This is a genomic window from Saccharibacillus sacchari DSM 19268, assembly GCF_000585395.1.
Classification (GTDB): Bacteria; Bacillota; Bacilli; order Paenibacillales; family Paenibacillaceae; genus Saccharibacillus; species Saccharibacillus sacchari.
On the sequence record NZ_KK073875.1, the window covers coordinates 5,623,504 to 5,642,146 of the forward strand.

The 18,643-nt window shown below is 55.3% G+C and carries 15 protein-coding genes and 1 pseudogene; 6 read left to right on the forward strand and 10 right to left on the reverse strand.

Features of this window, described 5'->3' with window-relative positions; all coding sequences use genetic code 11:
- Window positions 1-14: 14 nt before the first annotated feature.
- Window positions 15-977, forward strand: a complete 963-nt coding sequence (locus SACSAC_RS24465) for a DMT family transporter (protein WP_037291057.1) — start codon at window positions 15-17, stop codon at window positions 975-977.
- A gap of 115 nt (window positions 978-1,092) precedes the next feature.
- Here the strand turns inward: SACSAC_RS24465 and SACSAC_RS24470 are convergent, their stop codons facing one another.
- A complete protein-coding gene (locus SACSAC_RS24470; RefSeq protein WP_037291059.1) occupies window positions 1,093-2,058 on the reverse strand; it encodes a cation diffusion facilitator family transporter in 966 nt (321 codons plus the stop codon).
- 351 nt (window positions 2,059-2,409) lie between these two features.
- Between SACSAC_RS24470 and SACSAC_RS24475 the strand changes: the two genes are divergently transcribed.
- Window positions 2,410-3,123: a FadR/GntR family transcriptional regulator gene (locus SACSAC_RS24475; protein ID WP_037291061.1), complete on the forward strand. Its 714-nt coding sequence runs from the start codon at window positions 2,410-2,412 to the stop codon at window positions 3,121-3,123.
- A gap of 7 nt (window positions 3,124-3,130) precedes the next feature.
- A complete protein-coding gene (locus SACSAC_RS24480; protein WP_051507387.1) occupies window positions 3,131-4,342 on the forward strand; it encodes a CynX/NimT family MFS transporter in 1,212 nt (403 codons plus the stop codon).
- Window positions 4,343-4,674: 332 nt separating this feature from the next.
- Here the strand turns inward: SACSAC_RS24480 and SACSAC_RS24485 are convergent, their stop codons facing one another.
- Complete coding sequence (locus SACSAC_RS24485) at window positions 4,675-5,088, reverse strand: GNAT family N-acetyltransferase (RefSeq protein ID WP_037293685.1); 414 nt, start codon at window positions 5,086-5,088, stop codon at window positions 4,675-4,677.
- A gap of 196 nt (window positions 5,089-5,284) precedes the next feature.
- Between SACSAC_RS24485 and SACSAC_RS24490 the strand changes: the two genes are divergently transcribed.
- Window positions 5,285-5,716: an RrF2 family transcriptional regulator gene (locus SACSAC_RS24490; protein WP_037293686.1), complete on the forward strand. Its 432-nt coding sequence runs from the start codon at window positions 5,285-5,287 to the stop codon at window positions 5,714-5,716.
- A gap of 114 nt (window positions 5,717-5,830) precedes the next feature.
- On the opposite strand, the gene SACSAC_RS28535 is transcribed toward SACSAC_RS24490, so the two are convergent.
- From SACSAC_RS28535 to SACSAC_RS24505, 4 genes and pseudogenes are all read right to left on the reverse strand, one after another.
- Complete coding sequence (locus SACSAC_RS28535; RefSeq protein WP_037293687.1) at window positions 5,831-6,655, reverse strand: serine/threonine-protein kinase; 825 nt, start codon at window positions 6,653-6,655, stop codon at window positions 5,831-5,833.
- 432 nt (window positions 6,656-7,087) lie between these two features.
- A pseudogene (locus tag SACSAC_RS28540) lies at window positions 7,088-7,528 on the reverse strand (GNAT family N-acetyltransferase); the annotation flags it as partial.
- A gap of 169 nt (window positions 7,529-7,697) precedes the next feature.
- Window positions 7,698-9,467 carry an amidase family protein gene (locus tag SACSAC_RS24500; RefSeq protein ID WP_245608695.1) on the reverse strand — a complete coding sequence of 590 codons (1,770 nt, stop codon included), beginning with the start codon at window positions 9,465-9,467 and terminating at the stop codon, window positions 7,698-7,700.
- 30 nt (window positions 9,468-9,497) lie between these two features.
- On the reverse strand, window positions 9,498-10,001 hold the full coding sequence (locus tag SACSAC_RS24505) for a tetratricopeptide repeat protein (RefSeq protein WP_037291062.1): 504 nt from the start codon (window positions 9,999-10,001) through the stop codon (window positions 9,498-9,500).
- A 153-nt stretch (window positions 10,002-10,154) separates the two neighbouring features.
- Here SACSAC_RS24505 and SACSAC_RS24510 point away from each other — a divergent pair, with 153 nt between their 5' ends.
- Entirely contained in the window at window positions 10,155-10,790 is a 636-nt protein-coding gene (locus SACSAC_RS24510) for a TetR/AcrR family transcriptional regulator (RefSeq protein WP_051507388.1), read from the forward strand.
- A gap of 117 nt (window positions 10,791-10,907) precedes the next feature.
- Here the strand turns inward: SACSAC_RS24510 and SACSAC_RS24515 are convergent, their stop codons facing one another.
- The 3 genes from SACSAC_RS24515 to SACSAC_RS24525 form a co-directional block, all read right to left on the reverse strand.
- Window positions 10,908-11,819 carry an NAD(P)H-binding protein gene (locus SACSAC_RS24515; RefSeq protein ID WP_051507389.1) on the reverse strand — a complete coding sequence of 304 codons (912 nt, stop codon included), beginning with the start codon at window positions 11,817-11,819 and terminating at the stop codon, window positions 10,908-10,910.
- 30 nt (window positions 11,820-11,849) lie between these two features.
- Complete coding sequence (locus SACSAC_RS24520) at window positions 11,850-12,254, reverse strand: nuclear transport factor 2 family protein (RefSeq protein ID WP_037291063.1); 405 nt, start codon at window positions 12,252-12,254, stop codon at window positions 11,850-11,852.
- Window positions 12,255-12,481: 227 nt separating this feature from the next.
- Window positions 12,482-14,254, reverse strand: a complete 1,773-nt coding sequence (locus SACSAC_RS24525; protein WP_037291064.1) for a glycoside hydrolase family 2 protein — start codon at window positions 14,252-14,254, stop codon at window positions 12,482-12,484.
- Between the two features lie 385 nt (window positions 14,255-14,639).
- On the opposite strand from SACSAC_RS24525, the gene SACSAC_RS24530 reads away from it, so the two are divergent.
- A complete protein-coding gene (locus tag SACSAC_RS24530; RefSeq protein WP_037291065.1) occupies window positions 14,640-15,620 on the forward strand; it encodes an ArsR/SmtB family transcription factor in 981 nt (326 codons plus the stop codon).
- A gap of 516 nt (window positions 15,621-16,136) precedes the next feature.
- Here the strand turns inward: SACSAC_RS24530 and SACSAC_RS24535 are convergent.
- The gene (locus SACSAC_RS24535) at window positions 16,137-18,635 is read right to left on the reverse strand and encodes an AraC family transcriptional regulator (protein WP_037291066.1); all 2,499 of its coding nucleotides are present in this window, start codon (window positions 18,633-18,635) and stop codon (window positions 16,137-16,139) included.
- Between the last annotated feature and the right edge of the window lie 8 nt (window positions 18,636-18,643).

The following is an 18,643-nucleotide window of genomic DNA, read 5'->3' on the forward strand; positions in this document are numbered from 1 at the left end:
GAGGTTAAAAAATTATGCCCAATCCCTCGGTTAAACGTGCCTATGCGGCCGCGAGCGGTAGTGCTCTTATTATCGGCTTCTCCTTTTTATTCGTGAAAATTGCTCTGCAAACCGAAGATCCTCTGGATATTTTGGCTTATCGTTTTCTGTTTGCTTTCATTGCTGCTACGCTGTTTGCCTTTCCGGGTCGAAGCGGCGTGCGAAAAATTCGAAGCGGTGCTTTGAAACTGATTCCTTTGACCGCTTTATACCCGATCGCGTTTTTCAGCTTCCAAACGTTCGGCCTGCTTTATGCGACTTCCGCCGAGGCCGGGATGATTCAGGGTGCGGTTCCCGTATTCACGCTGCTGCTGGCAGCCCTTGTTCTTCGTGAACGTACGGGCAAAGTGCAAATGTTGTTCACTTTACTGTCGGTTGCCGGGGTTGCTTGTTTGTTTGCCGGACGCGAAGGCGCGGCGTTCACGGCCAGCATCGGAGGCATTTTGCTCATCGTATGCTCGGCCTTCTCGCAAGCCGGCTACAATGTGTTGGCGCGTCGCCTCAGCCAGAGTTACACGCCCAAAGAATTGACTTATTTCATGAACGGGCTTGGTTTTGTCGGCTTCGGGCTGTTGGCGGTTATTCGACACACCGCGAGCGGTACGCTGCCGGAACTGCTTGCACCTCTGTCCTCGCCTTCGTTCTTGATCGCTATGCTGTATCTGGGCGTGCTGTCTTCGCTGGTGACTTCGTACCTGTCCAACTACGCGCTTTCCCGGATCGAAGCTTCGCGCATGAGCGTCTTCGGCAGTCTGTCTGCTGTCGTCGCCTTGGCTGCGGGAGCGTTGATCCTCGGCGAACAAGTCGGTCTGGCTGCTTTACTCGGAGCGGCGGCTATTGTGGCAGGCGTAATCGGAGCCGCGATGGCGGGACGCAAATCGAAAGGCTCGTCCAGCGTTCCAAAAAGCGCGAGCCCGCATTCTTCCAACGGAGACTGAGACAGCACGTGCCTGGTCAACGCTAAAAGCAAATGCGGAATGCATATCGTGAAAAAAAGCTGTTCGGCGATTCGCTGTGGGATAACCCCTCCAGCGAAAGCCGTACAGCTTTTTTTCAGTCTTCCAGTTTGGTCGTGCCCGTACCCGAACCGTCGATACTGAGCGAGACTTCGGTTTTATCCGCTTTCGGAGCGCCGGGGTACCACGGATTCAAATGAATCATCACTTCGCTGACATTGGGATGGGTCGATAGAATGGCTTTTTTGATCTTGCGAATGACGTCATGCCCCTGCTGAATCGTCATCTGTCCGTCCACGCCGACCCGCAGGTCGATAATGATGTATTGGCCGTGTTCGCGAGCCCGAATGCGATCAATCCGCTTGACTTCTTCCACGCCGCGAACGATGCTTTCAAGCGCCGCAAGCTCTTCGGTCCCGATTGCTTTTTCCATTAAAATATCGATCGACTCGCGCGCCATGTCCGCTGCCAGCTTCAGCACGAGCACCGCCACGATAATCCCCGCGACCGGGTCGGCGTAAGACAGCATCGGCATGTTCAACGATTGTCCGAGCAAACCCAGCCCGATCCCGATCACCGCCGCGCCCGACGCATATACGTCCGCCAAATGATCCTGCGCCGTCGCGATCAGTCCCTTGCTATTGACCCGACGACCGATTCCGATGGTATACACGTACAGCCACAGCTTCCAGATCAACGATACGACGGCAGCGATCAGCGCCACGATATGGGCTTCCGGCATCGGTTCAAACAAAGCCACAATCGAATGATACCCGACGTACAAGGCTGCCAACAGTAAAATGGTCGCGACGACGCTTGCCCCGATCACTTCTGCTTTACCGTGTCCGTACGGGTGGTCCTCGTCCGGCGGACGGCTCGATATTCGCATCGAACCGAGCGCCGCCGCCGATGCGATCACATCCCCCGCATTATGCACGCCGTCGGCGATCAATACCGGGCTTTTGAACAGCAACCCCACGACAATCTTGATGATCGTGAGCAGCACATTACTGATCAGGCTGATCCACGCCGCGAAGATCGACTGATTTTTCTCCTGCTCCATAACTTCTTCCCTCCGTCACTTTTCTTGCCTTAAGGAAACAAAAAAAGTTCGATCTGTTGTAGCTACTCGAACTTTTGCAAAAAAACGCGATATTCTATTGGTTCCTCGTTTGATTTCTTCATGATTCTGCTCCGAACACTTTGAATTTGTATAGATCGCGGGCTGCATATTGAGCGCGGTGAACATATCCGTAACCTGTCTCAAATAGACGTCAAGATTGTTCATTATACGTCATCGGGAGCTGTTTGGGAATCCTTTTCTTGGTTTTCTGCATCTTTACAACATACGTCAAAACTTATATACTTGCTCAAGTGAAAGAACCAATCATCCTACCTTTAGAAAGGAGTCTTCATGTTCGAAAAAGTAGAAAAACAAACATTGTCCGGCCAAGTCTACGCAAGACTGGAACGGCTGATTACGAACGGCGAATGGGAGATCGGCAGCCGCATTCCGCGGGAAGCCGACTTGATGGAAAAGCTCGGCGTCAGCCGCAATACGCTGCGCGAAGCGATTCGCGGGCTCGTTCAAGTGGGATTGCTGGAAACGCGTCAAGGCGACGGAACCTTCGTCACGGCCAGCAGCGAACTCAGCGCGATTCTTCATAAACGCATGAGCCGCTCGTCTGTGATCGAAGCGCTCGAAGTCCAACATGCTCTTGATCGCGAAGCGGCGGCGCTGGCCTGCTTGCGTCGTACCGACGAACAGCTTCTTCAAATGGATCAGTATTCCAAGCAGTGCTTTGAAACGATTGAGCGCAACGATCACGAAGCTTACCGGGACGCGGATTGGCTTCTGCATCGGACGATCGTGGATGCTTCGCATAATCAACTGCTGATCGATCTTTACGAGAATCTGTTCGAAAAACTGCAAATCTCGTTCTTCTTCAACCGCTTTATCCCGGAGCGTCATTCCGAAGTCGGTCACCCTGCGCTGATTGCCGCGATCCGAAATCGCGATGCCCGAGCCGCAGTGAGTGCCGTCGACCATTATATCGCGCTGTTCAAGTCTCCCCACGAAGAGACGGACGGCTCTATGCTATTGAATTTATCTGGAAACGGAGAATAATCTAGTTATGAAAAAAAATGAATTTCTGCGCACGGAAGACGCGTCGAACCGCGTCTACTATCTGCTGCTGATCGGCATCCTGCTGGTCGCGGCGAATCTGCGTACCCATATTACTTCGCTCAGTCCGATCATTGATACGATACGAGGCGCGCTGTCGCTGTCGAGCACGACCGCGGGCTTTTTAACCACGCTGCCTCTGCTTGCTTTTGCTTTGTTATCGCCGTTCGTAGCGAAATGGGCACGGCAGTACGGAGCTGAACGCATGATCTTCGTATCGCTCGTCCTGATCGTGATCGGCAGCCTGTTCCGTCCGTTCGGCGGCGCCGTGTCGCTGATGGCGGGTACCTTCCTGATCGGTCTGGCCGTCGCGGTGTTCAACGTGCTGCTGCCGAGCATCATCAAGCGGGAATTCCCGCAAAAAGTCGGCGTCATGACCGGGCTGTACTCGATCATGATGGGGATCTTCGCTTCGGCAGCCGCAGCGCTCAGCGTACCGATCTCGAATACGGGCATGGGTTGGCGCGGTTCGTTGTTGATCTGGACGATCTTGTCGGTCATCGGCCTGATCGCCTGGCTGCCTCAGCTCGCCCGTAATACGCGTGCTGCCAATACCAATGCGCCGGACGTGCCGAAGCGCAGTATCTGGCGTTCGCCGCTGGCTTGGATGATCACGGTGAATATGGGCATGCAGTCGTCCATCTACTACATCATGGTCGCCTGGATGCCGAATATGATGCACGCGCAAAATCTCGATCCGGTCGTGGCCGGGTACATGCTCTCGCTGTTCCAGATGCTGATGATCCCGATCAACTTCATCGCGCCGATCGTGGCTTCGAAAATGAAGGATCAGCGCATACTTATTATTATGACCTCGGCTTGTTATATCGTCGGCATTCTCGGCTTCTTGTTCGCGAGCGGTTCGCTGCCGATCATTATTGTCGCGATCGTATTCTTCAGCATCGCGGGCGGATTCTCGTTCAGCTTGATTATGATGTTCTTCTCGCTTCGCACCACGAGTGCTTCGGAAGCAGCCGATATTTCGGGGATGGCGCAATCGGTCGGTTATTTGCTCGCAGGTTGCGGGCCTCTGCTGTACGGGGCTTTGCATGATGCGACAGGCGGATGGACCGTGCCGTATTACGTGATGTTCGGCATTACGGCGGCTTATCTGTTGACAGGGCTGGTTGCGGGTCGAGGCGGAAAATTCGTGCATGAGTGAGTGAGAGGAAGTCCTGTTCGTTTGGAAGGAAGCTGGGGGCGGCGGAGGGGGAAGTTCGTTCAAGACGCTGTCTCACTCGGAAAATGAACGGATTGAATAAGGAATTTTCCGAGTTCAAAGGCGTCTTTCACTGAACTTCCCCCTCCGCCGCGAGCTTCGCCGCGAAAAGGCCTTTCCTCTTTGGGTTAAAGGGAGGAAAGAAGGGATTAAAGAATGATTGATTAGGGTTGATGAATTTGTTAGTTCATCTCGATAAAAAAGGCTCGCCTGCGAAAAGGATATTCGCGGGCGAGCCTTTTTGGATGGTTGCCATGGATAACAACGGCTTCGTGTTACATGCCTGATTGATTTTTATAGTTTCTCAGAATCATTCCGCCGGACGGGTGCATGCCGATTTTTTCGTAGAAACCTCCGAGCTCGGCATCGCACATCAGATCAATCATGTAATGTCCGTTCAACAACTCCAGCATACGGCGAACCAATTCCTGACCGATGCCGTTGCCTTGATACATGGGAATGACTTCGAGCAGCGGAATATACGCGCTCAGCACGCCGTCTGACAGCGCGTTGATAAAGCCGACCACTTTGCCGCTGTTTTCTTCCACGGCAAGTACCACATGAGACGAACCGTGCAGCAAGCGAATAAAATTCGGATAGCTCGGCGGGTCCGGCCAGCCTTCGAAAAACCCCTCGGCCAAATCGGATTCGCTGATGTTATCGAGGGTGGTCAGATAACGGATCTTCATGATGGACGCCTCCAGTTTCTGTTCGACTCGAAAATCGCCTATGCTTATAAAGAATACCCCATACAAACGCATTTATCTCCTTTTCTCCCCTTTAACATTGACGCCGCCCGCAAGGCTTGCGACAATGGAAGGAATCAAGAAACCGGCAGGGGCGGAGCGTCCGGCGGGCGATCATTTCATAGAAGGATGGTTAGCGATGAATTATTCCAAAGGCACCAATTATGCGCTGCATACGATGCTCGATCTGGCTGCGCGCAAACCGGGAGTCAAGATTGGCGTGCAGGAACTGGCGGCTAGACAGAACGTCTCGCCTACCTATCTCTCGAAAATCCTGACCAAGTTGGCAAAAGCCGGTCTGGTCGATTCTTACTCCGGCGCGCAAGGCGGCTATTGCCTGCGCCGCAACAAAGACGATATTTCTTTCCTCGATATCATTCAGGCGATCGAAGGCAATACGCCGCTGTTCAAAGGGTGCGAATCCAACGGTCCGGGCTGTCTCGTGGAGTCGGTCATGCGGGAATCCGAACGCAAGATGGATGATCATCTGCGGGCGACCACGATCGGTCAGCTTGCGGACAAAATGGCTGCCCATCTCGCCGAGCACGGAGCCGTGTCCAAGGAAGATTAATGCTTCACACATAAGGACTCCATTGCATTTTGGCGTTCCTATCAAAAAGATCCGACCCGGTTTTCAAACAGCGGGGCGGATCTTTTTTTGTTGATTTCGTCATAGACGATACCGTCAACGAGCCGCTCTCCATGCCTCCAGCAATTCCGCCACCGTCTCCCACCGCTCGGATCGATCCGGCGAAACGGCTCGCGTCGCAAGTTCGAACAACGCTTGCCCCGCTTCCCACCGCTCGCGGGAACGATCCGTTTCGCTGCCGAGCAGACAGAACGCCATGGCACCCATTCCGTACACGTTCGTCCTCGAATCGATGACGGCTCCCAATTCGTACTCTTCCGGCGACATAAAGCGCGTAGATCCCCACATCCGGCCCATTTCGTTCGTATACGGCGCCGGACTGTAAAAATCGATATCGCAGACCGTGATTTGTTTGCGTTCGAAATCATAGATCAGGCTGCCGTCGTAAAAGTCGATCGCGACATAGCCGAAAGCCTCCACATGAGCATGGAAATCCAGGATACGTTCCACCGCGTCGATCCGTTCTTCGATCGGAAGCCTGCGGAATCTCGAAATCGGGGAAGAAGGAGAGTCGTCGCGTCGCAGCAATTCGCCTTCCGCCCATTCGAACAGCATCGCATACCCGTCTTCCGTTTCGAAATGGTCGAGCAGCCGCACAAGCGTCGGATGCTCCAATATTTCGTACGCATTGGCCCCTTGCTGCAAGCGACGCACGGCATCGATAGGATGTCCCTCGTAATCGGCCGTTGCCGCTCCCGCATATTTGACAAACACCTGCTGATCTTCAATCTTCAATCCGAAAGCGATATTGCCGGAATCTTGTCGATCCCAGACGCGGAAAACAAGACCGAACGGTGCCAACCAATTGAAATCATGCGGACGCCGCAGCAAAAAGGGAACGCCGTCGATCCGCTGCTCGATCAATCCGCCCAGCGGATCCGGTTCTGCGGCACGCTGAACGCTGACCACCGTACCGAATACCGCGACTGATTCCGCCGAAGATTCGGGCTTCACGCTTTCGCCAAGCGGCGGCAGGACCGGAGCGAACGGCCCTGCCCCTCCAGCTTCACCGATCGCCAACGTCACCTGCGGAACATTCGGATCGAATTCGGGCGGTGCAGGCTGAGGTTCCGTCAGTTCTTCCTCCTGCTGCTGCATTTCGTTATCCGTCAAAGCGATGTCGGCATTTTCCGAAATAAATGTCGGTTCCGCAAGCTCTGTTTCTTTCATTTCCAGCAGGCGCTCCTGCACCCGCCATTCATCCCGAAGCAGCGCGTATACGCATTCGTCTTTCCATTCTCCGTCCACGGTGGGCAAGCTTTGACGGAAAAATCCTTCCATCCGCATGCCCGTCTTCTCCAGCAGCGCGCGCAAAGCCAGATTTTCCGGCGGACAAGTCACCGTGAGCCGATGCAGGCCGAGTTCTCCGAACGAGTGACCCAGCAGTGCGCGGAACGCTTCACTGGCATAACCGTGCCTGCGGTAGTCCGAACGAATGCCTACGCCCAGTTCCCCCGTTAGCGGCTGGGCGCCCGGTCGGCAAAATACGTGCCCCATCACTTCGCCGTCCTCTTCCGAGACCAGTGCGTGCAGATACGGATCAGCCGCCATGTCGCGCAGCCGTTGTTCCGTATAAGCGCCTTCCGGGAAGCTGTCCGCAATGCCTTCATCCTGCAAATAAGCCAGCAGGCGCAACCATTCGCTTTGCGCAAACCTTCGAATCTGCATACGCGGCGTGCGGATCAAGGCTTCCGGCAACGCTTCGTGTTCGACGGCTTCTTTTTCTCTCTCCATCTTGTCCCCTCCCCTGTACAAATAGGCTTGCAGCTTCGACAATCAAGGCTCGTTGCCACCCGGCCTTTAGTCTTCGACTTTCCGATAGCGCGTGTAAAAGAAGCTTCGCCGCATGCAGCGGATATCCTGCTGACGACTCGGACTTCGTCCTGCATATCTTCAAACCTCGTTACGGGGTTGCTTCGGGCGGCGAAACCTCCGGCGTCTTCCTCTTCTTCGTCGCCCGTTCGAAACGGTACGCGATTTCGATCAACAGAGGGTCGGACATCGCGGTTCCCGATAATAAAAGACCGACGGGACGGCCCGATGCGGTATAACCGGCAGGTACGGACACTAACGGGTAGCCCGCGCGCGCGGCCAGATCGGCCCCCGAAGAATCGGCGAAGGCCAACGCGTGCACCTCGTACTGCCTCAACGCCAAGTCTATCCCTTCCTCGCCTGCACGGCGAACGCCGCGCTCTTTGCTCGTTCGATACTCCTCGTCTTCCAGGCTGCCGCCGTCCCGCTCGGACTCTTCCAGCAGATGCTGACCGTAACGCAAGCATTCGCTTTCATTTTCCCGGTTAAAAGCAATGACTTCGCCGAGGTTCGCGGGTACCGTGCCTTCGGGCTGCGCGGCGAGAAAAGCGTCGATCGCGCTTTTGAATTCGCGGCGCATGACCGTTCCGTCCCATTCGTCGTTGTAAGCCGGCATGTCCAAATCGCGTACGATTTCGATTCCCGCAGCTTGCAAACCGCTCAGCGCCTGTTCGAATACGACCGCCGTTTCTTCGTCGAGTTCGTCCGCAAGCTGTTTGGCCACGCCGACTTTGAGCCGGACGGGCAGCACGTCGCGGCCGGGAAGAAACGAGATCGGACGCTGCGGCAGCAGCGTGCAGGCATCCGCTTCGTCGCCGAACGCCATTGCTTCCAGAATCAACGCGGCATCCAGTACCGTGCGGGCGATCGGGCCCAGCGTGTCCTGCGTCAGCGTCAGCGGAACCACCCCGCTGCGGCTGATCAGGCCCACCGTCGGTTTGATCCCTACGACCGATTGATACGCGGAAGGATTGACGATCGAGCCCGATGTTTCCGAACCGATCGCGCCGAGGCAAAAGTTGGCCGATACGGCGGCGGCACTGCCGCTGCTCGATCCGCCGACCGGATAATCGCCGTACGGATTATGCGTTTGCCCGCCTCGCGAGCTGTAACCGGACGGCATTTCCCGCGACATGTAGTTGGCCCATTCCGTCATGTTCACTTTGCCCAGCAATATCGCGCCCGCGTCTCTCAACTTGGCTACGGCGAAAGCATCCTGCTTGGCCCGGCGGTCTTGAAGAGCCAAAGAACCGGCTGCCGTCGTCATGCGATCCGCGGTATCGATGTTGTCTTTGAGCAGGATCGGCACGCCATAGAGCGGCAAAGATCCCAGCTCGTCAAAGTTGTCGTCCAACTGTTTGGCAAGCGCCGCGGCATCCGGGTTGATTTCCAATACTGCGTTCAGTTTGCCGTCCAGCCGCTTGATCCGGTCGAGATACGCTTCAGTCAGCTGTACGCAGGTCCAGTTGCCGCTTTGCAATTTTTCTTTGAACTGTTCAATGGTCAGCTCCAGCAGGTCTTTATCCGTGATTTCTTCCCGATCATGCGCCGCATTATGACTGAGCGCATTGCGGTTGGCGTTTTCCGAAGCGGTCGGCACGTCTTCATTCTCGCCTTTTTTCATCCGCAACTTGAGCTCCAGAGGCTTCAACTCGCGCTGTGGCTGTAACTTGGATTGCGAACCTTTCCATCCGGAAGCCGCTTCCAAAATGGAGGCGAGATCCTGACCTTCGGGATTGGCGACATCGACTTGAGGTTTTACGACTTCGTTCTCGACCGGAATGCCGCGGGGATCGGGACCTTTATTGCCTTCGGCAGCTCCGGCTTCGCCCGAAGCGGACGGTTTCGATTTTTTCTGCATGGATCGGCGACCTCCTTTTCAACCCCTGATTTAATCCCAGACCTCGTTCAGACGATCCGCGTAAAAAGCAATAGCCTTCTGATAACTCTGTACCCCTATATGACTCGAATGATCGGCAATTTCTTTCAATAATAGCTCCATTGCTTCAGCGTGCTTCCCCCTATTATGCAGAACCATCGCCAAAAACACGTGCAGCTCCCGATGCTCGGGGTATTCGGCAATCGCGGCGCGCAGCACCTTTTCCGCTTGCTCGTACTCGCCGAGCACCCGGTACGTACTTCCCAATCCGAGCAGCGCTTCCGCACGATCCGGTTCGCGCAGTCCCGATTCCAAGCTGCGGACATAATACGGAACCGCTTGTCGCTCCAGCCCCAAATTGTCATGCGTCGAAGCCAGTTCATACAGCAGCTTGGCCGATTCGCCGAACTCTGCCAGCAGCTCAAGCATCCGCGACCGAGCTTCTTCGCCCCGGCCGTCCCGGCGAAGCTGCACGGCGGCGTGCAGTCTTTCGGATTGCGTTTCTTCCGTCGGCATCCGCGTCCCTCCAATCATGTCCTAATCTTTCTTTATTAAATGTTAACACGGCGACTCCGGGAATAGTTTGAATTTAAAAAAGCTTCATCGCTTTTCGTATTGAAGCCCTTCGGTTATTCCCCTATGATAAAAAGCGGAAGGAGGTGCTGCGCAGTGGCAAGAACCAAAGCATTCGACCCGAACGAAGTTCTGCTCAAGGCGCTCGGCGTGTTCGGCAGCCGCGGCTACGAAGGCACTTCGCTGCCCGACCTGCTTCAAGGATTGGGCATCGCCAGACAAAGCCTATACGATACGTACGGCACCAAAAGAAACTTGTTTTTGGCGGCCGTCAAACATTATATGAATAGCAAATCTTCGGATTTGTCGGAGCTTGCCGAACAGCCCGGAACGGCGCAAGAACGGATCGGCGCCGCCTTCGGCAGCATCGTGAACGTGCTCGACGATCCGGTTCTTCGGCAGGATTGCTTCATTATCAGCAGCGCGATCGAGCAGGCGCCGCGCGACGCGGAACTGGCCGCCTACCTGCGAGATAACGACCGGGAAATGGAGCAGGCTTTCGCCAAGCTGCTGGAACGGGGCCGAGAACAAGGGGAGCTGACCGCAGGGACGAATATTGCGGAACTGGCCTGCTTTTTGACGCACGAACGCAATGCGTTGGTCCTGACCGCCAAGCTGGGAGCCGATCGAGCCAAGTTGGAAAGCATCGTGCGCATGATTTTGTCCGTGCTGCGATTTTCGTCGAGCAACGTCGAATCGGCTTCGCCGGACATGCGGGTTCCCAACGATTAAGACGCTCCGAGAAACGATGAAAAGCCGCCGCTTATCCCGAACAGCTTTCGGGGCAAGCGGCGGCCTTTTCGTTTTGGATCGATCCATTCGGCGTATTCGGCATAGATTCGGCCGTACTCAGTTTTGTCCGATCGGCTGTTCCGTTTCCGAAACGGCGAACGCGGTCAGATGATCGCGCACGAACGCTTCCAACGAACGCGGCTCCCGTCCCGTCACGAGCAGTACCGTATCGGTCGCTTGATCTTCAATGCCCTCCTTACGAATCCGCGTATCCAGATGGGCCAGAAAAGCCGCATAGTCCTCGGGCACGCCAGCCGCGATCAAGCCGCTGCGCAGTTCTCGCTCCGTGATGTCCGCATGACGGATTTCGCGGCCGCTGATGCGGCCGATAATCTCCGCAGCTTCCGCGTAATCTATAGGCCGAGGGCCCGTGATGATCAGCTGTTCGTTAAAAGATTCGGGACGAACCAACGCTTCCAGGCCGACGGCCGCGATGTCTTCCGCATCCACGAAGCCTACTTTGCCGGAACCCGTCGCGGTCAGAATCTGTCCGGATTGCCGAAGCGTCGCGGCGTGCGCCGCTTCGCTGAAGTTTTGCATAAAGTAAGAAGGGCGAAGCACTGCCCATTCCGGCGCGTTTTCCCGCAAATAGCGATGGACCGGACCGAAAACGGGATCGGTTTCGGATACCGAAGCGCTGGACAACAGGACGAATCGGCGCACCGACAGCTTCAGCGCTTCTTCGATAAACGGAATCATAAGCGCGGACGGGTTCATGCCGACCGGAGCGACCAGATAAACAGCGTCCATTCCGGCCAGCGCGGGCCCGTACGCAGAGAAATTTTCCCAATCGAAAGCGGCGTGTTCGGAGCGTTCAACCGGATGCTCGGGCGCGCGGCGTCCGGCGGTGCGAACGATATGGCCTTTTTGCGAAGCAAGCTGCGCGATCCGGGAAGAGGTTTTTCCCCGACCTCCGGTCAACAGGATTCGAACTTGGGAAGGATGGGATACTTTCGTTTTGTCGGACATGGTGCATTCTCCTTTGAATGGCGGTTTATTTTAATTTTCAGCCAAGCGAAGCGGGTTCCAGTAATCCTGATAACGGATAATTTTGTCGCCTCGCAGCTCGATTACGGAAATGTACTGTTGATCGTAAGGCTTGCCGGACTCCAGCATTCTGCCCCGGCCTTCGAATTCCGCCGTGAAGACCGGACCGTCCGCCGAACGATGGATGACGGGTTCCGAAAACGAAGTGATCTCGAACAAGCTTTTCAATGCCGACACATGCGCTCTCAGTTCTTCTTTGCCGTTCAAGCGCGCCGCATAAGATTCGGGGGCGTAAGGAAATTCGAAACGCACTTCCTCGTCGAACAACTCCAAAAAGGCTTCAAGGTCTTGATGCAGGAAACTTTCTCTGAAAACGGACATGATCTTTTCGGCTTTCTCGCGGGTAACGCTCGTCATCGGACTTCCTCGCTTTCTTTTTGCAGTTTGATGTTCGGTAGTTTTTCGTTTGTCGTCGGGTGACGCGATAACTATAACCTTTTCCGGACTGATTAGTCAAATATATTTTGACCATTCAGTCCGGAAAACTCCAAAAAAATTCCGCCTTGCATCGAATAGACTTCGAAAAAGGCGGAACTGCGCGCTTTGCTGCTATCTTGGTTTGTTTATTGACAGTCGAAAACTTTCTAACCGCGTCCTTCGTTGATCTTGCGGATGATCTCAAGCGGAATCTTCGGAACCCGATCGTAGGTCAGCAGCCCGTTGATTTCTTGTTCGACATCGGTGAGCTGCGTATAGCAATACCCCTGCACCAACTCCGACTTGAGCAGCGGATCGATCACGTTGCGCAGCCGCTGCTCGAAATCGTCATCGCTGGAGGCCCCGGAGTAGCCCCAACCTTCCCAGTCGCTTTTTTTGTAGGCAATGCCGCCGAATTCCGTGACCAGGATCGGCTCGCCGCGATACGCATAGCCGTAAGCGATGATCGGATGGCCGCCGGGGATCAGACTCAGTGCTTTTTCCGCGTCGTCATAGCGTTCTTCGAGCACTTCGCGCTGCCACTCGTAATCGTGAATCGTGATCAGGTCGCTCGTCGTATGCTCCCAGCCGTCGTTCGAGATCACGGGACGCGTCGGGTCGAGCGATTTGGTCAGATACACGAGGGCTTCGGAATGATGCTGCTGAACCTTGTCCCTAGCCAGATCCGGCACGCCCCAACTTTCGTTGAGCGGCACCCAGACGACGATCGACGGATGGTTGTAATCGCGGTCGACCGACTGTATCCACTCCCGGGTGAAGCGCTCCACGTATTCGTCCGAATACGCGTATGCGTTAGCCGCTTCGCTCCACACCAGCAACCCCAGCACGTCGCACCAGTACAAATAACGCGGATCTTCAAGCTTTTGGTGTTTGCGCGCTCCGTTAAAGCCCATTTCTTTCGTCAATTCCACGTCCCGCCGAATCGCGTCATCGCTCGGAGGCGTCAGATTCCCGTCCGGGAAATAGCCTTGATCGAGCACCAGCTTCATTTTGTACGGCATATTATTCAGGCAAAGCTTACCGCCTTCGACGGAAATTTTGCGCATCCCGAAGTAGCTGTTCGCGCGATCCGTCTCCTTGCCGTCTTCGGTCAGGATAAACGAAATATCGTACAAGCTTGGATTCTCCGGAGACCACCAGGTCTCGCGTTCCTGAGCATTGAACGGGTGCAGCCCGATCGCGTGACGCACCGTTCGGCTGGATATCGTGTACGTTTGCTCCGTCACGGGCTTCCCTTTAAAAGAAATCAAAACACTCAACCGCAAAGCTTTACCCGGCGCGAAATTCGCGATATAAGGCACGATTTCCACGCGCCCCCGATCCATGTCCGGCGTGATTTTGACCTTTTCCAAATAAATCGGCGCTACCGCCTCCATCCACACCGTCTGCCAAATTCCCGTGGTACGCGTGTAGAAAATGCTCGCCGAATCCTTTTTCCAAAACTGCTTGCCGCGCGGAAGTTCCAAATTCAAACTCTCGTCCAATGCCTGAACCACGAGCGTATTCGGCGTGCCGTCCTTGTTCAAGGCGTGCGTGATATCTGCTTTAAACGGCGTATGCCCGCCTTCGTGCCGTGCCACGAATACTCCGTTCACCCAAACCTTCGCTTCATAATCCACCGCCCCGAAATGCAGCAGCACATTCTTCCCCGCAAAGTTCTCCGGCACCTCAAACTCCCGGCGATACCAAACATTATCATGAAAATCAGAATCCCCGATCCCGCTCAGTCGACTTTGAAAAGCAAACGGCACCTGAATCTTCTGTCCAAACGATGTCTCCCCTCGCGACCACTCCAACCCTGCTCCGACATGGTCGTCGTCAAACGCGAACTCCCACTCCCCATTCAAATTCGCCCAAGCTTCCCGCACAAACTGCGGCCTCGGATGCTCCGCTCTATGCATCTCCTGCTTCGTGCTCATTTTTATCGCTCCCTTTTCATTAACTTTTGAGTTATAAAAATAACGCTTACATCCTTCGGAAACAGTATGCTTGATCCGATCATTCAAGTCAACTAAAAGTTGATAAGTTAACTTTTAAGTTATATAATCTTTTTATATCTGGTTTTGCTTTTCCCTTCCCTTTCTTCTATCGAGCTTTTCGATTTTGAAAAGGAAGGTTGTTCGCGCAAGCCTAAGGCGGAGGGGAATTCTTGTGTAGGAATGGAATGTTCGCCTTTGAAAACGGAAAATAATCCTACAAGTATTCAATCGAAATTTTCCGTTTTCAACACGCGACCGAAACAAGAACTCCCCGGAGCCGCCACGCTTTCGCAAACAAGACTTTCCCATTGAAAAGGAGAAAACGATGAATATTCCCGTCACCCTCACCAATATGCCTCTCCTCGAATGCTTCGCATCCGAAACCCGCGTGCGCATGATCGAGCTGCTTGGCGAACGTCCCATGAGCGTCGGCGAGCTGGCCGAAGTGCTGGAACTGTCGTCCGCGATCGTCACCAAGCACGTTCAGAAAATGGAAAGCGCGGGACTGCTCACGTCCGAAAGCGTCACCGGCACGCGCGGACGCCGTAAGCTATGCAGCCTGGCGGTGGACAGTCTGGTCCTGAACTTCCGTTCCCGACCTTCGGAAGAGCAGCGCAGCGCCTACGTCGTCTCGATTCCGGTCGGCCAGTACGCGGATCACGAAGTGCAGCCGACCTGCGGCTTGGCTTCGGAAAAGCGCCTGATCGGCATGATGGACGATCCCCGCTACTTTGCCGATCCGCAGCATGTCGGAGCGCGGCATCTTTGGTTCGGGTCCGGCTACGTGGAGTACCGAATACCGAATTATCTGGTCGGCACGCAAAGCGTACGCGAACTAGCCGTCACGTTGGAACTCGGCTCGGAGGCTCCCGGCTATAACGCGAATTGGCCGTCGGATATCTCTTTCTACCTGGGCGGTGTACATGTCGGAACCTGGGTTTGCCCAGGGAACTTCGGCGGCACGCACGGGCTGTATACGCCGGAATGGTGGGATGAGCAGAGCAGTCAGTATGGTCTGCTGAAGACGCTGTCCGTTCGCGAAGACGGAACTTTTATGGATGGTCTCAAACTGTCAGACGTTACCGCGGCCGATCTCGGAATTTCGGCGCCGGGCAGTACGGGGAAACAGCAGGTCAGAAAAACCTCAGCCTCGACAAGCCGCGATATTTCGCTGCGCATCGAAAGCCGATCGGATGCCGCCAATCCCGGCGGCGTCAGCTTGTTCGGCCGAGGCTTCGGCAACTATGACCGGGATATCGAGATATCGGTGAAGTTTTCGGATAACGGCCGGGAAGTTCGATCTTAGCCGAAAACTTCGTGCCCTTTGGGGTTGAACCGTCAATCACGAACTGAATTCATAAAAAACATCCATTTCCACGAAGGCCGCGTAGAGTGAACCTTTTAGGAAACGGATGTTTTTTTGAGCTACATGTAATCGGCCGACCGTTCAAAATGCTATTTGATCGCGAAGCAACCTCAAATGAAAGTGCCGACTCTCCCTGTTCCGTACTTTCATGAGGGTAGGCAAGGCCCAAAAACCAAATCCCCGCCATTTCATTTTCTAACGGAACGAGATGACGCTTAAAAGCCCTAATTCGGCCTTTTCGCTTTTTAACGGAACGAGGCGAAGCTTAGAAAGAAATCCTGTTCTTTTTCGCATCCAATCAAGGAAGTTTTGGCGGTTAAGCGTCTCTGTGTTCCGTTAGAATTTCAAGTAGCATGGAAAAGCGCTTTTAAAGGACATGCGTTCCGTTAGATACGTTTGGGGCGTTGCTTTGCGTCCCCGATCTCCGCCACGGCCATTGCCTCGCATCCAAGGTCATTAGCCGCTTTTCTCCGAACGATACTGTCCCGGCGTCATTCCTTCCTGTTTGCGGAACAACCGGATAAAATACGAAGGCTGGTAACCGACCGCTTCGGCGATCTCGTTGACCTTTAGATCGGTGGTGCGCAGCAGCTCGCGAGCGCGTTCCAAACGCAGGTTCATGACGTAATCGACGAAAGTCTGGCCGTACGTCTGCTTGAACGAGCGGCTGAGCGTATACGGGCTGACGCCGAAGCGTTCCGCGCAGTGCTCCAGCGAAAAATCTGCCTTATAGTTGCGCTCCAGTTCGTCCCGTACCTTTTCCGCCAAGCGATCGGCTTCGATGCCTTGACGTTCTTCAAGTTCCCTGCCGTAAGGCTCCAGCACCCGCGAGCGCAGGAAATCCGCGACGGCTTCCGGCCTGCGCAGTTCAAGCAGCCGTTCGTACAGGCCGGCCGCTTCCAGTCGGACGCCGTTTTCCAACATCGCATGCAGCAGGCTGCCGAGCAGCTGGAGCGCGCCTTCGTGCAGTTCCGACTCGGAAGAGCTGCGCTCCGACAGTCTCGCGACGAACTCGCGGATTTGTCTGCCCGCTTCGTCGGTTCGGCCCAGCCGCACTTCTTGCAGCAGTTCTTTTTCCAAAGCGAACGGGTAAGCGGTCCCGCCGACCGCGCCGGGCAGCAGTTCATCCAAATGCAGCACCCGGCAAGATTCGGTCGCCGGTATGCCGCGCAGCGCGCTTCGCAAAGCTTGCAGCAGTTCCGGCACATCCAGAATGCTTTGCGCTTCGCCGGCACATAAAACCGTCCGCAGTCGCAGCACGTTTCGCAGCGTGTCGGCCATTTCCTGCGCCGTTTTTTTCATATCCGAAATTTCTTTCACGCTTCCGGGTTCCTGCGGCTCTTGCGCATTCGCCGGGTAACCGACAGCTGTTGCAGAGACTGCCGAACCCTCCGCCGCAACAGGAACCAATACCGCCACGCTGCCGTCATGGAAATTGACGATCTCCGCCCGCTCGCAACGTTCCTCGATAAACTCGCGCGCCACGTTTGCCGCAGCGAACGTCATCAGCAGCTCGTCTTCTTCGCGAAATTGCGATTCCGGCGGCGACAGCACGCCGACGCGGAGCAAAAATACGGCTAACCGCTCGCTTCGTTCGATCCGCCAACCGAAACGCTCCAACCGAGATAACAAGTCCTTTTCGCCAAGCAACCCGTAATGACCTTGCATCCATTGCAGCAAAAATCCGGCCCGAAGCTCGGGATAGGTCTGCTCCAATCTTCGCTCGGCTTCGCGTTTGGCGTCGGCTAATCCTTTCCAACTGTCTTCGATCGAGCGCAGCTCGTCGTAAGCGCGTTCGTTCGGTGAACGGTAAGGCGACGATCCGTCCGCGATAGCCGTTTGTCGTGATTTCCTTTTTCCATGACTTGCAACTTCCGGCTGTACGGGCTGTCCATGACCGTCCGTCTCGCCCAACGCTTCCGCCAGCTGCCGGATCGGGCGATGCAAGCGGCGCGAAGTGAACCAGGCCAGCACCAACGCAAGTCCCATGCCCGCCAGACTGACGCCGAGCAGCGAACGCGACAACACTACGACCGGACGGGTCAAAGCTTCCAGCGGCGAGACGGTCGCATACGTCCAGACCGTTCCGGCGCGCTCCAGCGTGCTGTACGAAGCCGAATACGTCTGCCCTTGCCATTTGAACAGGTATGAATCGCTTTCGCTGGCCCCGGCCTCAATCCGCTCGTCCAACTGCCCGCGCAGCGTCTGCTCGAACATTTGATCCTCCGGCATCCCCTCTGATACGCGGATAATCGGCTGGCCGTTTTCGGCATACAGATACGAAGAACCTTTCTCGTCAAACGCGGCTTCACGCACAAACGCTTCCAGCTTCGTTCGATTCAAGCTGAGCAGCAGCGCGCCGTAAGACGGTCCGTAGCCCGGAAGCTTGCGCACGAGCACGATCGAACCGGCATCCGACGCGTTCCAATGGAAGTCTTCCGTCCAATAGATATCCCGTTTTTCTTCTACTAGATTTTGAAATCGCTTACTTTCTTCTCCGAAAGGAATCGTCTGCACGCCGCCCCACTCCGATAACAACAACGGCTCGCTGCGGTTGAGCAGCAGACGGGCTTCTTCCAAACGAGGATATGTAGCTTTCATCAGGCCGAGAAAACTGTATAACTCGTTCGTGCGGTTATAGTCCAACGTCAAATTCGCCCGCTTCAAATCGGCATCCAACCTCGGATCGAGCGACCACTGGCTGGCCGACAACTCCAGCTGCGTGAACAGGTCATCCAGCCGGGCCGACGAGCGCTCAACAAGGGTCCGATGGCTGTTCATCACTTGGCGTTCGACATGTGCCGTGCCGAGCGCATACGAAGACAGGGCAATCACCGCCGTCGGAATGCTCGCCATACAGAGCGCCAAAATCAGGCTATAGCGATAAAAGCGACCTCGCCTTTCCCGGCTCCGTCCGCCCGGCAGCTTTTTTGCCCATTCCCGGATGCTTGCCATCGTCTTCG

Excerpts from the sequence above, each read along its gene's own strand:
- SACSAC_RS24515 (WP_051507389.1), bottom strand. The coding sequence starts at position 11,819 with ATGTCCGACAAAACGAAAGTATCCCATCCTTCCCAAGTTCGAATCCTG.
- SACSAC_RS24480 (WP_051507387.1), top strand. The coding sequence starts at position 3,131 with ATGAAAAAAAATGAATTTCTGCGCACGGAAGACGCGTCGAACCGCGTC.
- SACSAC_RS24535 (WP_037291066.1), bottom strand. The coding sequence starts at position 18,635 with ATGGCAAGCATCCGGGAATGGGCAAAAAAGCTGCCGGGCGGACGGAGC.
- SACSAC_RS24525 (WP_037291064.1), bottom strand. The coding sequence starts at position 14,254 with ATGAGCACGAAGCAGGAGATGCATAGAGCGGAGCATCCGAGGCCGCAG.
- SACSAC_RS24490 (WP_037293686.1), top strand. The coding sequence starts at position 5,285 with ATGAATTATTCCAAAGGCACCAATTATGCGCTGCATACGATGCTCGAT.
- SACSAC_RS24485 (WP_037293685.1), bottom strand. The coding sequence starts at position 5,088 with ATGAAGATCCGTTATCTGACCACCCTCGATAACATCAGCGAATCCGAT.
- SACSAC_RS24475 (WP_037291061.1), top strand. The coding sequence starts at position 2,410 with ATGTTCGAAAAAGTAGAAAAACAAACATTGTCCGGCCAAGTCTACGCA.
- SACSAC_RS24520 (WP_037291063.1), bottom strand. The coding sequence starts at position 12,254 with ATGACGAGCGTTACCCGCGAGAAAGCCGAAAAGATCATGTCCGTTTTC.
- SACSAC_RS24530 (WP_037291065.1), top strand. The coding sequence starts at position 14,640 with ATGAATATTCCCGTCACCCTCACCAATATGCCTCTCCTCGAATGCTTC.
- SACSAC_RS24500 (WP_245608695.1), bottom strand. The coding sequence starts at position 9,467 with ATGCAGAAAAAATCGAAACCGTCCGCTTCGGGCGAAGCCGGAGCTGCC.
- SACSAC_RS24465 (WP_037291057.1), top strand. The coding sequence starts at position 15 with ATGCCCAATCCCTCGGTTAAACGTGCCTATGCGGCCGCGAGCGGTAGT.
- SACSAC_RS24470 (WP_037291059.1), bottom strand. The coding sequence starts at position 2,058 with ATGGAGCAGGAGAAAAATCAGTCGATCTTCGCGGCGTGGATCAGCCTG.
- SACSAC_RS24505 (WP_037291062.1), bottom strand. The coding sequence starts at position 10,001 with ATGCCGACGGAAGAAACGCAATCCGAAAGACTGCACGCCGCCGTGCAG.